At 61.2% G+C, this 14765-nt stretch carries 17 protein-coding genes; 10 read left to right on the top strand and 7 right to left on the bottom strand.

Annotated features, from left to right (window positions below):
• Nucleotides 1–2: 2 nt before the first annotated feature.
• The gene (locus tag H618_RS0119145; protein ID WP_028696592.1) at nt 3–440 is read right to left on the bottom strand and encodes a Z-ring associated ZapG family protein; all 438 of its coding nucleotides are present in this window, start codon (nt 438–440) and stop codon (nt 3–5) included.
• A 141-nt stretch (nt 441–581) separates the two neighbouring features.
• Between H618_RS0119145 and H618_RS0119150 the strand changes: the two genes are divergently transcribed.
• The 3 genes from H618_RS0119150 (at nt 582) to zapE (ending at nt 3769) form a co-directional block, all read left to right on the top strand.
• A complete protein-coding gene (locus H618_RS0119150) occupies nt 582–1217 on the top strand; it encodes an alpha/beta hydrolase (protein ID WP_028696593.1) in 636 nt (211 codons plus the stop codon).
• A 24-nt stretch (nt 1218–1241) separates the two neighbouring features.
• Nucleotides 1242–2591 carry a tryptophan--tRNA ligase gene (locus tag H618_RS0119155; protein ID WP_028696594.1) on the top strand — a complete coding sequence of 450 codons (1350 nt, stop codon included), beginning with the start codon at nt 1242–1244 and terminating at the stop codon, nt 2589–2591.
• An 83-nt stretch (nt 2592–2674) separates the two neighbouring features.
• Nucleotides 2675–3769: a cell division protein ZapE gene (gene zapE / locus H618_RS0119160; RefSeq protein WP_028696595.1), complete on the top strand. Its 1095-nt coding sequence runs from the start codon at nt 2675–2677 to the stop codon at nt 3767–3769.
• A gap of 163 nt (nt 3770–3932) precedes the next feature.
• Here zapE and H618_RS0119165 read toward each other — a convergent pair whose 3' ends face one another.
• Together H618_RS0119165 and H618_RS0119170 are read right to left on the bottom strand one after the other, a co-directional pair.
• Nucleotides 3933–4835, bottom strand: coding sequence for a GlxA family transcriptional regulator (locus tag H618_RS0119165; protein ID WP_211232375.1), 903 nt, complete (start codon nt 4833–4835; stop codon nt 3933–3935).
• Between the two features lie 216 nt (nt 4836–5051).
• The gene (locus H618_RS0119170; RefSeq protein WP_028696597.1) at nt 5052–6092 is read right to left on the bottom strand and encodes an NADP(H)-dependent aldo-keto reductase; all 1041 of its coding nucleotides are present in this window, start codon (nt 6090–6092) and stop codon (nt 5052–5054) included.
• Nucleotides 6093–6351: 259 nt separating this feature from the next.
• Here H618_RS0119170 and rplM point away from each other — a divergent pair, with 259 nt between their 5' ends.
• The 7 genes from rplM to H618_RS0119205 all read left to right on the top strand — a co-directional run bounded on the left by rplM (nt 6352) and on the right by H618_RS0119205 (nt 11211).
• The gene (rplM, locus tag H618_RS0119175; RefSeq protein ID WP_028696598.1) at nt 6352–6780 is read left to right on the top strand and encodes a 50S ribosomal protein L13; all 429 of its coding nucleotides are present in this window, start codon (nt 6352–6354) and stop codon (nt 6778–6780) included.
• Nucleotides 6781–6794: 14 nt separating this feature from the next.
• Nucleotides 6795–7187: a 30S ribosomal protein S9 gene (rpsI, locus tag H618_RS0119180; RefSeq protein ID WP_028696599.1), complete on the top strand. Its 393-nt coding sequence runs from the start codon at nt 6795–6797 to the stop codon at nt 7185–7187.
• Nucleotides 7188–7449: 262 nt separating this feature from the next.
• Nucleotides 7450–8043 carry a ubiquinol-cytochrome c reductase iron-sulfur subunit gene (petA, locus tag H618_RS0119185; RefSeq protein WP_028696600.1) on the top strand — a complete coding sequence of 198 codons (594 nt, stop codon included), beginning with the start codon at nt 7450–7452 and terminating at the stop codon, nt 8041–8043.
• Complete coding sequence (locus H618_RS0119190) at nt 8043–9254, top strand: cytochrome b (RefSeq protein ID WP_028696601.1); 1212 nt, start codon at nt 8043–8045, stop codon at nt 9252–9254. Before petA ends, H618_RS0119190 begins: the two co-directional genes overlap by 1 nt.
• Entirely contained in the window at nt 9254–10033 is a 780-nt protein-coding gene (locus H618_RS0119195) for a cytochrome c1 (protein ID WP_028696602.1), read from the top strand. The genes H618_RS0119190 and H618_RS0119195 overlap by 1 nt, the downstream gene beginning before the upstream one ends.
• Nucleotides 10034–10151: 118 nt before the next feature.
• The gene (locus H618_RS0119200; RefSeq protein ID WP_028696603.1) at nt 10152–10775 is read left to right on the top strand and encodes a glutathione S-transferase N-terminal domain-containing protein; all 624 of its coding nucleotides are present in this window, start codon (nt 10152–10154) and stop codon (nt 10773–10775) included.
• A gap of 10 nt (nt 10776–10785) precedes the next feature.
• Complete coding sequence (locus H618_RS0119205) at nt 10786–11211, top strand: ClpXP protease specificity-enhancing factor (protein WP_028696604.1); 426 nt, start codon at nt 10786–10788, stop codon at nt 11209–11211.
• A 50-nt stretch (nt 11212–11261) separates the two neighbouring features.
• Here the strand turns inward: H618_RS0119205 and H618_RS0119210 are convergent, their stop codons facing one another.
• The 4 genes from H618_RS0119210 to H618_RS0119225 all read right to left on the bottom strand — a co-directional run bounded on the left by H618_RS0119210 (nt 11262) and on the right by H618_RS0119225 (nt 14701).
• On the bottom strand, nt 11262–11840 hold the full coding sequence (locus H618_RS0119210; RefSeq protein WP_028696605.1) for a BON domain-containing protein: 579 nt from the start codon (nt 11838–11840) through the stop codon (nt 11262–11264).
• On the bottom strand, nt 11837–12430 hold the full coding sequence (locus H618_RS0119215; RefSeq protein ID WP_028696606.1) for a phosphoheptose isomerase: 594 nt from the start codon (nt 12428–12430) through the stop codon (nt 11837–11839). Before H618_RS0119215 ends, H618_RS0119210 begins: the two co-directional genes overlap by 4 nt.
• Nucleotides 12431–12518: 88 nt before the next feature.
• Complete coding sequence (locus tag H618_RS0119220) at nt 12519–12890, bottom strand: YraN family protein (protein ID WP_028696607.1); 372 nt, start codon at nt 12888–12890, stop codon at nt 12519–12521.
• Nucleotides 12887–14701: a penicillin-binding protein activator gene (locus H618_RS0119225; RefSeq protein ID WP_028696608.1), complete on the bottom strand. Its 1815-nt coding sequence runs from the start codon at nt 14699–14701 to the stop codon at nt 12887–12889. Before H618_RS0119225 ends, H618_RS0119220 begins: the two co-directional genes overlap by 4 nt.
• Nucleotides 14702–14765 lie beyond the last annotated feature (64 nt).

The raw sequence follows: 14765 nt of genomic DNA on the forward strand, positions 1-14765 counted from the left end.
GGTCAGTGCTTGAGGCCGTAGCTCTCGTCCAGCATGCCGGGCGAGTTCGGCGTCTTCGGCGCGTAGTCGAGCGGCACTTCGGCGCTGTCGCGCGGCGGGGTCAGGCGATCACGGTGCGGCTGCGGCGCGTCGGAGTGCAGGGCGGCGAGCAGGCGCTGACGGGTCAGGTCGTCCAGTGCCAGGCGGTCGGCGCCTTCGGCCAGGTGATCCTGAACGTCCTGATAGCTTTGCGTAAGACGCTTGACCAAGGTAGCGGTGCTGTTGAAGTGGGTCACCACCTCGTTCTGATAATTGTCGAAACGCTGCTGGATATCGTCCAGCTGACGTTGCGTGCTGTTCGGTGCTGCGTTGGGCAGCAGACGGGCAGCGACAAAGCCGGCGACGACGCCGACCACCAGTGCCAGGGTCGGCAACAACCAAACAAGGAGCGAGAGTTCCACGAGTCCTTCCTCTATAAACGGCTTTGCTTTACGTTAACGGCTCAGACCTGCGCTGTATATACCGCGAGCGATCGCAACTATCCCAGAACAGACATCCACAGCTAGACGAATCGACCCTTTCCAAGGTCACGGAGTACTGCCTTGCTTGTCCGCGAAACCCCTTGCTTGATCGATGGCCCCAGCGGGCCGCTGGAAGCGTTGTACCTTGATGTCGCCGATGCCCGTGGCCTGGTGCTGATCTGCCACCCCAATCCCGTGCAAGGCGGCACCATGCTCAACAAGGTGGTTTCGACCCTGCAGCGCACCGCTCGCGATGCCGGCTACAGCACCTTGCGCTTCAACTACCGCGGGGTTGGGCAAAGCGCTGGCAGCCATGACATGGGCGCAGGCGAGGTGGATGACAGCGAGGCCGTCGCCCAGTGGCTGCGCCAGCAGCACCCACACTTGCCGCTGGTACTGATGGGCTTTTCCTTCGGCGGCTTCGTCGCGGCGAGCCTTGCCGGGCGGCTGGAGCGTGCCGGCAGCGAGGTCGAGCACCTGTTCATGATCGCCCCTGCAGTGATGCGCCTGACCGAGCAGTTCCCGCTGCCGCAGCAGTGCCAACTGACCGTGGTGCAACCGGATGCTGACGAAGTGGTGGATCCGCAACTGGTTTACCAATGGTCTGAAACGCTTTCGCGCCCGCACGAGCTGCTGAAAGTGGCAGAATGCGGACACTTCTTCCATGGCAAGCTGACAGATCTCAAGGATCTGCTGCTGCCGCGCCTCTCGAAATGAGCCAAGCCTGATCAAGCGATAATCATGACTACGCGCATCCTTACCGGCATTACCACCACCGGCACCCCGCACCTGGGCAACTTCGCCGGCGCCATTGGCCCGGCCATCCGCGCCAGCCAGCAGCCTGGCGTCGATTCGTTCTATTTCCTGGCCGACTACCACGCCCTGATCAAGTGCGACGACCCGCAGCGCATTCAGCGCTCGCGCCTGGAAATCGCCGCCACCTGGCTGGCCGGCGGTCTGGATGCCGACAAGGTCACGTTCTATCGCCAGTCCGACATCCCCGAGATTCCCGAGCTGACCTGGCTGCTGACCTGCGTCGCCGCCAAGGGCTTGCTCAATCGCGCCCATGCCTACAAGGCTTCGGTGGACAAGAACGTCGAGAACGGTGAAGACCCGGATGCCGGTGTCAGCATGGGCCTGTTCAGCTATCCGGTGCTGATGGCTGCCGACATCCTCATGTTCAATGCGCACAAGGTGCCGGTCGGCCGTGACCAGATCCAGCACGTGGAAATGGCGCGCGACATCGGTCAGCGCTTCAACCACCTGTTCGGCAAAGGTCAGGAGTACTTCACCCTGCCCGAAGCGGTCATCGAAGAGAGCGTGGCGACCTTGCCTGGCCTGGATGGTCGCAAGATGTCCAAGAGCTACGACAACACCATCCCGCTGTTCTCCAGCGCCAAGGACATGAAGGACGCCATCTCGCGCATCGTCACCGACTCGCGCGCACCTGGCGAGGCGAAAGACCCCGACAACGCCCACCTGTTCACCCTCTACCAGGCCTTCGCTACCGCGAATGACGCCCAGGCGTTCCGCGACGATCTGCTGCAAGGGCTGGGCTGGGGGGAGGCCAAGCAGCGTCTGTTCCAACTGCTCGACGGGCAACTGGCTGCGCCGCGTGAGCGTTATCAGCAGCTGCTGGCACGCCCGGCCGACCTCGAGGACATTCTCCTGGGCGGTGCAGCCAAGGCGCGCAAGGTCGCTACGCCGTTCCTCGAGCAGTTGCGTGAAGCGGTGGGCCTGCGCTCGTTCCGCAGTATCGCCCAGGCCAGCGCCGAATCGAGCAAGAAGACGGTTAAGGCCGCGCGTTTCGTCAGCTTCCGTGACGACGATGGCAGCTTCCGTTTCCGCCTGCTGGCCGCCGACGGCGAGCAACTGCTGCTGTCGCGCAGTTTTGCCGATGGCAAGGGTGCCGGTGCAGTGAGCAAGCAGTTGCAGCAAGGTGGCGCGCCCGACATTCGTGTAGAAGGGCTCAGTTTCGGCCTCTGGCTCGAAGATGACGAAGTCGCCAAAGGTGGCCTGTTCACCGACGCAGCTGACCGTGATGCAGCCATCGAGCGTCTGCGCAAAGCGCTTGAGCCAGTCCAGGCCTGAGGCAGATTGACGCAAGTCGGATTGCCAACGCGCAGGGCCGTCGCTACAGTGACGGCCCGGTTTTGTGACCTCGCCAACGACTTATGACGCCTCTAGAACGATACCAAGCAGATCTCAAACGTCCCGATTTCTTCCATGATGCGGCGCAGGAAACAGCGGTGCGGCATCTACAGCGTCTGTATGACGACCTGCTGGCGGCGCAAGGCAACAAACCGGGCATGCTCGGCAAGCTGTTCGGGCGCAAGGAGCAGGCTCCGGTCAAGGGTCTGTACTTCTGGGGCGGGGTAGGGCGCGGCAAGACCTATCTGGTCGATACCTTCTTCGATGCGCTGCCGTTCGAGCAGAAAATGCGCACGCACTTCCACCGCTTCATGAAGCGTGTGCACGAAGAAATGAAAACCCTCAAAGGCGAGAAGAACCCGCTGACGGTGATCGCCAAGCGCTTCTCCGCTGAAGCCCGGGTCATCTGTTTCGACGAGTTCTTCGTCTCCGACATCACCGATGCGATGATTCTCGGCACCCTGATGGAAGAGCTGTTCAAGAACGGCGTCACCCTGGTCGCGACCTCCAACATCGTGCCGGACGGCCTGTACAAGGACGGCCTGCAGCGAGCGCGCTTCCTGCCGGCCATCGCCATGATCAAGCAGCACACCGAAGTGGTGAACGTCGACAGCGGCGTCGACTACCGCTTGCGTCACCTCGAGCAAGCCGAGCTGTTCCACTACCCGCTGAACGAGGCCGCCCAGGCCAGCATGCAGCAGAGCTTCAAGGCGCTCACCCCCGATTGCACCCAGGCTGTCGAAAATGACGTGCTGATGATCGAAAACCGTGAAATTCACGCCCTGCGCACCTGCGAGGACGTTGCCTGGTTCGATTTCCGTGCCCTGTGCGACGGCCCGCGTAGCCAGAACGACTACATCGAGCTGGGCAAGATCTTCCATGCCGTGTTGCTGAGCAACGTCGAGCAGATGAGCGTCACCACCGACGACATCGCCCGACGCTTCATCAACATGGTCGATGAGTTCTACGACCGCAACGTCAAGCTGATCATCTCTGCCGAGGTCGAGCTCAAAGACCTCTATACCGGTGGCCGGTTGAGCTTCGAGTTCCAGCGTACCCTCAGCCGTTTGCTGGAAATGCAGTCCCACGAGTTCCTCGCTCGGGCGCATAAGCCTTGAGGGCAGCTGCAAGCTTGTAGCTGCAAGCGACAAGAAAAAGCCAGGGCAGACCTCTTCTACTCAGCTGCAAGCTTGTAGCTACAAGCGACAAGAAAAAGCCAGAGCAGACCTCGTCTGCCCTGGCTTTTTGCTTTTGCTTTTGCTTGCAGCTTGCAGCTCACAACTAGCCGCTGCTCTCCTGCTGGAACTGCTGGCGATACTGGTTGGGCGATAGCTCTGTGTGCTGGCGGAACAGGCGGGCGAAGAAGCTGGCGTCGTCGTAACCTACTTCGTAACTGATGGTCTTGATGCTTTTGCGGGTGCTGGAAAGCAGGCCTTTGGCCGTTTCGATGCGCAGGCGCTGCAGGTAGTGCAGGGGCTTGTCGCCGGTCGCGCCCTGGAAGCGGCGCATGAAGTTGCGAATGCTCATGCCGTGGTTGCGGGCGACGTCTTCGAAGCGGAACTTGTCGGCGAAGTGCTCTTCCAGCCAGTGCTGGATCTGCAGGATCAACAGGTCCTGGTGCAGTTTCTGCCCGCCAAAGCCCATGCGCCCCGGGGTGTAGTTGCGCTGCACCTCATAGAGGATGTCACGAGCCACGGCGCGGGCCACGTTGGCGCCGCAGAAACGTTCGATCAGGTAGATGTACAGGTCGCACGCCGAGGTGGTGCCGCCGGCGCAGTAGAGGTTGTCGGCGTCGGTGAGGTGCTTGTCCTGGTTCAGCCTTACCGTGGGAAAGCGCTCGGCGAAGCTGTTGAAAAAGCGCCAGTAGGTGGTCGCTTCCTTGCCGTCGAGCAATCCCGCCTCGGCCAGCCAGAACACACCGCTGGCCTCACCACAGAGCACCGCGCCGCGGGCGTGCTGCTCGCGCAACCAGGGCAACACCTGGGGGGTGCGCGCCAGCAGGCTATCGAAGTCGTCCCAGAAGGCCGGCAGGATGATCACGTCGGTATCGTCCAGGCCGCCATCGACCGGTATGCGTACGTTGCTGAAACTGTCCACAGGCTGGCCGTCAGGGCTGACCAGGCGAATCTCGAACATCGGCTGCAGGCTCAGGCCCAGTTGCCGGCTGTAGCGCAGACTGGCCAGGTGGAAGAAGTCCTTGGCCTGCATCAGGGTGAAGGCGAACACGTTGTCGGTCGCCAGAATGCTGACGCGCCGTAACGAAGAGCTGGCTTGAATGGGCATCATTGTCGTTGTTCTTATAAGGGAGAGTGGTCAAGTCTTGGCTGGATCGTCTTAGCTTTTCTCCGTGCTGTCCAGCCTCGGCAACCTGCGCGGGGCCGCCAGGCGGCCCCGGCGGGGTCATGGTGCAGGATTGGGCTGTTCCTGATGAACCGCTTCGAGGGCAGCGAGCAGTTCTTCGCTGAGCGTCAGGGCGGCGCTGTCGAGGTTGCTTTGCAGCTGGTCGAGGCGGGTGGCGCCGATGATGTTGCTGGTCACGAAAGGCTGGCGAGTGACGAAGGCCAGGGCCATCTGCGCCGGGTCCAGGCCGTGCTCGCGGGCCAACTGCACATAGCGACTGCACGCCTGCACAGTTTGCGGATTGGAGTATCGGGCAAAGCGGCTGAACAGGGTCAGGCGCGCGTCGGCCGGGCGAGCGCCGTTCTCGTACTTGCCCGAGAGCATGCCGAACGCCAGGGGCGAGTAGGCCAGCAAGCCGCACTGCTCGCGAATGGCAACTTCCGCCAGGCCCACCTCGAAGCTGCGATTGAGCAGGTTGTAGGGGTTCTGGATCGACACCGCCCGTGGCCAGCCGCGGCTTTCGGCCAGTTGCAGGAATTTCATGGTGCCCCATGGCGTTTCATTGGACAGGCCAATGTGGCGAATCTTGCCGGCGCGCACCTGTTCATCCAGCACCTCGAGGGTTTCTTCGATGGGCGTGAAAAGATCGTTGGGCAGGTGCTGATAGCCGAGCTTGCCGAAGAAGTTGGTGTTGCGCTCGGGCCAGTGCAGTTGGTACAGGTCGAGGTGGTCGGTCTGCAGGCGGCGCAGGCTCTCGTCGAGGGCCGCGACGATGTGCTGGCGGTTGTGCTTGAGTTGCCCGTCGCGAATGTGGCTGATGCCGTTGCCCGGGCCTGCCACCTTGCTGGCGAGAATCCAGCGCTCGCGATCGCCGTGCTTGCGAAACCAGTTGCCGATGATGCGTTCGGTAGCGGCGTAGGTTTCCGGACGTGGCGGCACCGGGTACATCTCGGCGGTGTCGATGAAATTGACCCCGGCCTCGCGGGCCAGGGCGATCTGTTCGAAGGCCTGGGCCTGATCGTTCTGCTCGCCCCAGGTCATCGTGCCCAGGCACAGGGCGCTGACGTTCAGGTCGGTACGGCCAAGCTTGCGGTATTCCATGACGCGTTCACTCCTGGAATGGATCGATAATCATCAAATCAGGTTGATATTCTCTGCGCAATCTGGATAATTACGCGCCTTCGTGCGCTGCGGAAGTGATGCACCGCGATGTACGAGAAACCTTGCCGAATCTGGACGCGCCGACCCGAGCCCCCTATAGCGTCCGCATGCGGCTGCGCGCTTGACTTGTCAAGCGATGCACTAACCAGTAAGATTCGCCGTCTTAATTTTCGCTGGGCGGCCTCTGAGGCTTTAGAGAATGAAAACTTTTACTGCTAAACCGGAAACAGTAACGCGCGACTGGTTCGTAGTCGACGCCGCTGGCCAGACCCTGGGTCGTCTGTCCACTGAAATCGCTCGTCGTCTGCGTGGCAAGCACAAGGCAGAATACACTCCTCACGTTGACACCGGCGACTACATCGTCGTGATCAATGCCGAGCAGGTACGTGTCACTGGTGCCAAAGCTTCGGACAAAATGTACTACTCCCACTCCGGCTTCCCGGGCGGTATCAAGGAAATCAACTTCGAGAAGTTGATCGCCAAGGCCCCCGAGCGCGTGATCGAGACCGCGGTCAAAGGCATGCTGCCTAAGAACCCGCTGGGTCGCGACATGTACCGCAAGCTGAAAGTGTACGCGGGTGCTACCCACCCACACACTGCTCAGCAGCCTCAAGAACTGAAGATCTAACGGGATAGTTCATTATGTCGGCGACTCAAAATTACGGCACTGGCCGTCGCAAGACCGCAACCGCTCGCGTGTTCCTGCGTCCAGGTACTGGCAACATCTCCATCAACAACCGTCCTCTGGACACCTTCTTCGGCCGCGAAACCGCTCGCATGGTAGTTCGCCAGCCGCTGGAGCTGACCGAGAACCTCGAGAAGTTCGACATCTACGTCACCGTCGCCGGTGGTGGTGTCAGCGGTCAAGCCGGTGCGATCCGCCACGGCATCACCCGCGCTCTGATGGAATACGACGAAGCTCTGCGCCCTGCTCTGCGTCGCGCTGGCTACGTCACCCGCGACGCTCGTGAAGTCGAGCGTAAGAAAGTGGGTCTGCGTAAAGCGCGTAAGCGTCCTCAGTACTCCAAGCGTTAATTTCGCTTCGGCAGTCGAAAAAAGCCCGGTTCTCAGGAACCGGGCTTTTTTTATGCCGCCAACTAACCTTTCCCGTGCCCATGCACCACCTCCTTATAGACGCAGATCAAGCAATGCGAGGGTTGCCGCCGCCGCGCGGTTAATCACCTTGTCACTGTGTGGATTTGTTTCTTACCATGGCGGCCAAATTTTGGTGCCACAGACATTACCTAAGTAGATGCCTGTCGTAACAGGCCATGAACGCTGATGGGGAGAGGACTGAATGAGTAATGACGGCGTCAATGCAGGGCGGCGCCGCTTCCTTGTAGCTGCCACATCCGTGGTGGGTGCAGCGGGGGCAGTGGGGGCTGCGGTACCGTTCGTGGGGTCGTGGTTCCCCAGCGCCAAGGCCAAGGCCGCAGGCGCACCAGTGAAAGTCAACATCGCCAAGGTCGAGCCAGGTCAGCAGATGGTTGCGGAATGGCGAGGCCAGCCCGTGTTCATCGTGCGGCGAACGGCTGAGATCCTCGCTAATCTGAAGAAAATCGAAAGCGACCTTTCTGACCCCACTTCCAAGGCTTCTGAGCAGCCAGCCTACGTCGATCCGCAAGTGCGCTCGATCAAGCCGGAAATTCTGATTCTGGTCGGGCTGTGCACCCACCTCGGTTGCTCGCCGACATTCCGCCCTGAAGTCGCTCCGGTCGACCTCGGTCCCAAATGGGTCGGCGGTTATTTCTGCCCCTGCCATGGTTCGCACTACGACATGGCTGGGCGCGTCTACAAATCGCAACCCGCCCCGCTCAATTTGCCCGTTCCGCCCCATGCCTATGAGTCGGACGACATCATCGTCATTGGCGTCGATCAGGAGAATGCATGATGAGCAAGTTCATGGAGTGGATCGATGCACGCTTCCCCGCCACGAAGATGTGGGAAGACCACCTGAGCAAGTACTACGCACCGAAGAACTTCAACTTCCTGTACTTCTTCGGCTCGCTGGCCCTGTTGGTGTTGGTCAACCAGATCGTCACCGGTGTGTGGCTGACCATGAGTTTCACCCCCTCGGCCGAAGAGGCGTTCGCCTCGGTCGAGTACATCATGCGTGACGTCGAATACGGCTGGATTCTGCGCTACCTGCACTCCACCGGCGCGTCGGCATTCTTCATCGTCGTGTACCTGCACATGTTCCGCGGCCTGCTGTATGGCTCTTACCAAAAACCGCGCGAGCTGGTCTGGCTGTTCGGCATGCTGATCTACCTGGCGCTGATGGCCGAAGCGTTCATGGGCTACCTGCTGCCGTGGGGTCAGATGTCGTACTGGGGTGCCCAGGTGATCATCTCGCTGTTCGGTGCCATCCCGGTGATCGGCGACGACCTGACCCAGTGGATTCGCGGCGACTACCTGATCTCCGGGATCACCTTGAACCGCTTCTTCGCACTGCATGTCGTGGCTCTGCCGATCGTCATTCTCGGGCTGGTGGTGCTGCATATCCTGGCGTTGCATGAAGTGGGTTCGAACAACCCAGACGGTATCGATATCAAGAAGCACAAGGATGAAAACGGTATTCCGCTCGACGGCATTCCTTTCCATCCCTACTACACCGTCAAGGACATCGTCGGTGTCGTGGTCTTCCTCTTCGTGTTCTGTTCGGTCGTGTTCTTCTTCCCGGAAATGGGTGGCTACTTCCTCGAAAAACCCAACTTCGAGCAGGCTAACGCATTCAAGACCCCTGAACACATCGCCCCGGTGTGGTACTTCACTCCGTTCTACGCAATTCTGCGCGCGGTGCCAGACAAGCTGATGGGTGTGATTGCCATGGGCGCTGCCATCGCTGTGCTGTTCGTCCTGCCCTGGCTGGACCGCAGTCCGGTGCGCTCAATGCGCTACAAGGGCTGGTTGAGCAAGGTCTTCCTGCTGGTGTTCTGCGTGTCCTTCGTGATTCTCGGAATTCTCGGGGTACTGGCACCCACGCCGGGAAGGACCTTGCTCTCGCAGGTTTGTACCTTCCTGTACTTCGCCTACTTCCTGCTGATGCCGTTCTACACCCGGCTCGAAAAGACAAAACCGGTTCCGGAAAGGGTGACTGGCTGATGAAAAAGCTGATTGCTGTACTGTTGTTGGCCGTGATGCCTGCCTTCGCTCTGGGCGCTGAACACGGTGTTGAGCTGGACAAAGTCGATATCGACCTGACCGACAAGCCGGCCCTGCAAGACGGCGCCCGTACCTTCGCCAACTACTGCATGGGCTGTCACAGCGCCAAGTTCCAGCGCTACGAGCGGGTGGCCGATGACCTGGGTATTCCCCACGACGTGATGCTCGACAACCTGGTGTTCAGCGGTGCGAAAATCGGCGATCACATGAAGATTGGCATGCAGCCGCAAGACGCCAAGACCTGGTTCGGCGCCGCGCCGCCCGATCTCACCCTGGTGGCGCGGGTGCGCGGCGAAGACTGGCTGTACAGCTACCTGCGCAGCTTCTACGCCGATCCGTCACGGCCCTATGGCGTGAACAACAAAGTGTTCCCCAACGTCGGCATGCCTAACGTGCTGGTTGGCCTGCAAGGCAACCAGGTGATTGGCTGCAAGCAGGTGCAGACGGTGGTCGATGGCAAGAAGCAATTCGACCCGCTGACCGGAAGCCCATTGACCCATGAAGCGTGCGATCAGCTGACCGTCGAGCCGAATTCCGGTACCCTGACGACCGAGCAGTTCGACGAGAAGGTCAAGAATCTTGTGGCTTTCCTGGCCTATTCGGCCAACCCAGTCAAACTGGAGAGTCAGCGCATCGGCACCTACGTGTTGTTGTACCTGGCGTTCTTCTTCGTATTTGCCTATTTGCTCAAGCGTGAATACTGGAAGGACGTGCACTGACCTCACAGTCTCTTCTGGAGGTTGAACGCGCCCCGGGGCGTCCTGGTCTTGACCAGTGCGCCCCGGGGCGCGTTTGCGTTTATGGTTTTATCCGCATCGCTATGCGAGGAGGCGCTTCATGGCCGTGACCAATCGGTTGGCCTGCTACTCGGACCCCGCTGATCACTATTCACATCGGGTTCGCCTTGTGCTCGCAGAGAAAGGCGTCAGCGTGCAGATCATCGATGTCGATGCTGCGCGTATACCGCCAAAGCTGGCGGAAGTGAACCCCTACGGCAGCGTGCCGACCCTGGTTGATCGCGACCTTGCGTTGTACGAGCCTTCGGTGGTGATGGAATACCTGGAAGAGCGCTACCCACACCCGCCATTGATGCCGGTCTACCCGGTAGCTCGTGGGAATACGCGTTTGCTCATGCACAGGATTCAACGAGACTGGTGTTCGCTGGCCGATGTGATTCTCGATGCGCGCAGCCCTCAGGCAGCTCGCGACGAGGCGCGCAAGGCCCTGCGTGAGAGCCTGATCGGCGTATCGGCGCTGTTCGGCGAGTTCACCTGCTTCATGAGCGAGGAGCAAAGCCTGGTCGATTGCTGTCTATTGCCCATACTATGGCGATTGCCAACCATGGGTATCGAATTACCGCGGCAGGCAAAGCCGCTGCTGGATTACATGGAGCGACAGTTCGCCCGTCCTTGTTTCCAGGCGAGCCTGTCATCCGTTGAACGCGAAATACGCAATATTTAAGGAGCCGGTGATGAACTCCAGTCGCCCCTATCTGGTTAGAGCGCTGTACGAGTGGATCGTCGACAACGATTGCACACCCCACATGCTGGTCAACGCCGAATACCCGGCGGTCCAGGTTCCCGACGGCTTTGCCAGTGATGGCCAGATCGTCCTCAACATCTCCCCAAGTGCGGTGCGCAACCTGCACATGGACAACGACGCGGTGAGCTTCGAGGGCCGCTTTGGCGGCGTTGCCCATAGCCTGTACGTACCGAGCGGCGCGATCCTGGGTATCTACGCTCGAGAGAACGGCCAGGGCATGGTCTTCGAGCTGGAGCCGGTGGAAGACGCCGATGACCTGCTGGAGGCTGAAGAAGTCGACGGCGATGATTCGCCGGACGATGGTGGGCAGCCACCACGGCCCAGCGGTCGACCAAGTCTGAAGGTGGTCAAGTAACGAAAAAGGCGATCCTGATGGATCGCCTTTTTATTTGCCGCCGCGCCGATTCAGTCGATGTACTCGAACAGCTTGACGATTTTCTGTACGCCCGAGACGCTTTGCACGACGTTGGTCGCGGCGGCGGCTTCGCCGTTGGTGACCAGGCCCAGCAGGTAGACGATACCGTTTTCGGTGATGACCTTGATCCGCGAGCTGGGGACGTTCACGTCGGCCAGCATCTGCGTTTTGATCTTGGTGGTCAGCCAGGCATCGTTGTTGCGCGCAAGAATCGAAGAGGGCTGCATCACCTGCAGTTCGTTGTGCACCCGCTTGACCCGTTGCACCTGGCTGGCGGTTTGCTCGGCGAGGCTCTTGAGCTCGGCGCGCGGCGTCTGGCCGGCCAGAAGGACAACGCCGTTATAGCTGCTGACGACGATGTGCGAGCCTTTGTCCAGATCGGGGCTGGCCTTGGAAATATTCACCGAGGCCTTGGTTTCGATCAGCGAGTCATCGATCTTGCTGCCGATGGTGCGGGTGCCGCGATCGTCGTCGATCGGCGAGTTGCGTGATGACGAGACGATGGAACTGCAGCCTGAAAGCCCCAGGCACAAGGTGATGGCCACAAGGCCTAGACGCTTGGAAATCATTCTTCACTCCCGAACAGTTGGCTGTCGATCAGGTCGCACAGGCAGTGGATGGCCAGCAGGTGAACCTCCTGGATGCGTGCCGTCACCTGAGACGGCACGCGGATTTCCACATCCTCCGGCAATAGCAGCGAAGCCATGCCGCCGCCGTCGCGCCCGGTCAGGGCTACGACAATCATTTCGCGATCATGTGCGGCCTGGATTGCTTGAATCACGTTGGCCGAGTTACCGCTGGTCGAAATGGCCAGCAGTACATCGCCAGGTTGCCCCAAGGCACGAATCTGCTTGGAAAACACCTCGTTGTAGCTGTAATCGTTGGCGATGGAGGTGAGGGTGGAGCTGTCGGTGGTCAGCGCAATGGCCGGCAGGCTGGGGCGCTCGCGTTCGAAGCGGTTGAGCAGCTCCGAGGAGAAATGCTGCGCATCGCCCGCTGAGCCGCCGTTGCCACAGGCGAGCATCTTGCCCTCGTTGAGCAGCGCATTGACCATGACCAGGCTGGCATGCTCGATATGCGGTGCCAGAACGTCCATCGCCTGTTGCTTGGTATCGATGCTGGCCTGGAATAGCCGGCAAATTCGGGATTGCATGTCCATCGGGTGTGACCTTAAGAGGGGCGGTGGCCGGCGCGGAGCGCAATCAGGGCCTGCCCGCGAAACATAGAGCGAATTATTCGATTCGGGTTCAGCAGTCGAAGGCGTTTTCAAGCCATTGCAGTGGTTCGCCGGCGTGGCCGCTGCCTTGTAGCGCAACGACATCGAAGCGGCAGGGGTGATTGGCCCAGCAGGCGTGTCGTTGCAGAAACAAGGTGGCAGCAAGCGCAAGCCTCTGTTGCTTGCGTTGGTCGACACTGCCGAGGGCGCCGCCGAAGCTGGCATGCAGCCGATAGCGGACTTCGACGAATACTACTGTATTGGCCTCGAGCATGACCAGATCAAGCTCGCCGCCACGGCATCGCCAGTTGCGCGCGATCAGCGTCAGGCCACGTCCTTGAAGGTACTCAAGGACATGATCTTCGGCCATCTTGCCCGCGCAGGCAGGCGATGCTGTCATCAGCGTGGAGTGTCCGGCAGGCGCTTGACCTGACCACCGGCAAACTCGGCCCAGGGCAGCTGGCGTTCGATGCGTTGGCTCTGGTTGACGCTCAGGCTGCCGGACAGACCTTCGATACGGCTGTCGGGCAAGGCCTTGAGCTGGCCGAGGCGAGGAGCCAGGCCATAGGCATCGACGCCCATGGCGTACAGCCGGCCCAAGCTGCCCGCCGCCTGTGGCCACTGCTGCACGACCTGCTGACGAAGCGGGTTGTTGCTGTCGAGCAGCCACGGTGTTTCGCAGAAGCGGATGCCGGTCATGTCGTTGTACTGATTTACGTCGCCGCTGGCGCTGTAGAGGTTGGAGGTGGCGTAGACCGGCAGATCACCGGCGTACTGGAAGTTCAGGGTCGGCTTGATCTGCTGAGCCTGCTGCGGGGTCGCGGCGAGGAAGAGGAAGTCGCTGTCCTGGCGGCGCGAGGGCTGCGCGGCGACGTCGCCGCCCACGGTGTCTTGCAGGCTCTTGGCGCGACCTTCGCTCTGGCGCAGTTTCAGCAGATCGGCAATCTGTTGTGCCAGGGCGACGGGCTGGGCGATGCGCTCGGCAGCGAGCAGCGTGCCGCCGTTGCTTTCCCAGTCACTGCGGAAGGCGGCCAGGACGCGATCGCCCCATTCCCCGCTCGGCACCATCGCGACAGCGCGGACCATGCCGTCGGCGCGGGCACGACGCGACACTTCGCGGGCTTCATCCTCGGCCGCCAGGCCGAACTGGAACAGTTGCGGCGGGGCTTTTTGCCCGGCGTCGGCGTAGTTCAGGGCCAGCGTGGGGACGGGCAGTTGCGCCATGGCGGCCAGTTGCTTGACCAACGGTTTTTCCAGCGGACCGACCACCAGTTGCGCGCCGGCCGCCTGTGCCTGGCGATAGAAGTCGTCCAGCGAAGTCATTTTCGAGCTGTCGAACACCTGGATCTCGGGTGCCGACTGGCCTGACTGCTGGGCCTGCAGGTGCGCGGCCATGAAGCCATCGCGCAGGGCGCGGGCAACGTTGGCGAGCGGGCCTTCTTGGGGCAGCAGCAGGGCGATCTTGGTCAGCGGCTCGCTGGTCAATTCCTTGAGCTTGGCCAGCGCTTCTGGAAGCTTGGTGGCGGCTGGGTGGTCAGGATTCTGCTTGCGCCAGGCATCGATGGCCGCTTGTTGCTGTTCCAGGGTGCCTGCGCGTTTGACTGCCAGGGCCAGGCTGGTCCAGCCCGAAACGATGGGGTTGGCGGCAGGCTGCAGTTGCTCGGCGGGCAGCGAGGCCACCAGGCTCCAGATGGCGTTCTGGTTGGTTTCAGCGGCCTGGCCGCTGAGCAGCGGCGCGAGCAGCACGCGCTGCTCGACCGCAGGCAGTACCTGGTCATCGGCCTCCAGTGCAGCGCTGTGGACGGTGTAGGTGCGCACTTGCTGTGCTTCGGGCAGCTCGCCTAGGCGTTGCAGGCTGGGGTGGTCGAGGGCTTTCAGCGCGGCCTTGGGCTGGTTGCGGCTCATCGCCAGTTCCGCCGCCAGGGTGCTGGCGAACACCTGCTGAGCAGGCTTGAGCGCATCGAGCGAGACCTGTTCGAGAATGCTTGCCGCGCGGGGTAGGTCCTTTTGCTGGTAAGCCATGTCCGCGGCGCTCAGGCGCAGCGAAGCCGCCTCGGGTGCAGACTTGCTGGAGTCGGCCCGCTCGAGCAATTGCTCGATGCTGGCGTCTGGCGTGCGCGGCAGTTCGCCCAGGCTGGATGAGGGCGAGCTGGCGCACGCTGCGAGCAGTGCAGCGAGGCAGAAGGCTGTGAACAGCCGCAGGCAAGCGGTCATGGAAGGGTCCTGTTACGAGGTCAAGGTGGAAGCGATTGTACCCAAGCACCCGCCGCGGCGCGAT

The organism is Pseudomonas cremoricolorata DSM 17059 = NBRC 16634 (genome assembly GCF_000425745.1).
Classification (GTDB): domain Bacteria; phylum Pseudomonadota; class Gammaproteobacteria; order Pseudomonadales; family Pseudomonadaceae; genus Aquipseudomonas; species Aquipseudomonas cremoricolorata.

What these genes read in the sequence shown, in the direction of transcription:
- H618_RS0119155 (WP_028696594.1), top strand. Translation starts at nt 1,242, where the DNA reads ATGACTACGCGCATCCTTACCGGCATTACCACCACCGGCACCCCGCAC.
- zapE (WP_028696595.1), top strand. Translation starts at nt 2,675, where the DNA reads ATGACGCCTCTAGAACGATACCAAGCAGATCTCAAACGTCCCGATTTC.
- H618_RS0119170 (WP_028696597.1), bottom strand. Translation starts at nt 6,092, where the DNA reads ATGGAATACCGCAAGCTTGGCCGTACCGACCTGAACGTCAGCGCCCTG.
- rplM (WP_028696598.1), top strand. Translation starts at nt 6,352, where the DNA reads ATGAAAACTTTTACTGCTAAACCGGAAACAGTAACGCGCGACTGGTTC.
- rpsI (WP_028696599.1), top strand. Translation starts at nt 6,795, where the DNA reads ATGTCGGCGACTCAAAATTACGGCACTGGCCGTCGCAAGACCGCAACC.
- petA (WP_028696600.1), top strand. Translation starts at nt 7,450, where the DNA reads ATGAGTAATGACGGCGTCAATGCAGGGCGGCGCCGCTTCCTTGTAGCT.
- H618_RS0119190 (WP_028696601.1), top strand. Translation starts at nt 8,043, where the DNA reads ATGAGCAAGTTCATGGAGTGGATCGATGCACGCTTCCCCGCCACGAAG.
- H618_RS0119195 (WP_028696602.1), top strand. Translation starts at nt 9,254, where the DNA reads ATGAAAAAGCTGATTGCTGTACTGTTGTTGGCCGTGATGCCTGCCTTC.
- H618_RS0119200 (WP_028696603.1), top strand. Translation starts at nt 10,152, where the DNA reads ATGGCCGTGACCAATCGGTTGGCCTGCTACTCGGACCCCGCTGATCAC.
- H618_RS0119205 (WP_028696604.1), top strand. Translation starts at nt 10,786, where the DNA reads ATGAACTCCAGTCGCCCCTATCTGGTTAGAGCGCTGTACGAGTGGATC.
- H618_RS0119210 (WP_028696605.1), bottom strand. Translation starts at nt 11,840, where the DNA reads ATGATTTCCAAGCGTCTAGGCCTTGTGGCCATCACCTTGTGCCTGGGG.
- H618_RS0119215 (WP_028696606.1), bottom strand. Translation starts at nt 12,430, where the DNA reads ATGGACATGCAATCCCGAATTTGCCGGCTATTCCAGGCCAGCATCGAT.
- H618_RS0119225 (WP_028696608.1), bottom strand. Translation starts at nt 14,701, where the DNA reads ATGACCGCTTGCCTGCGGCTGTTCACAGCCTTCTGCCTCGCTGCACTG.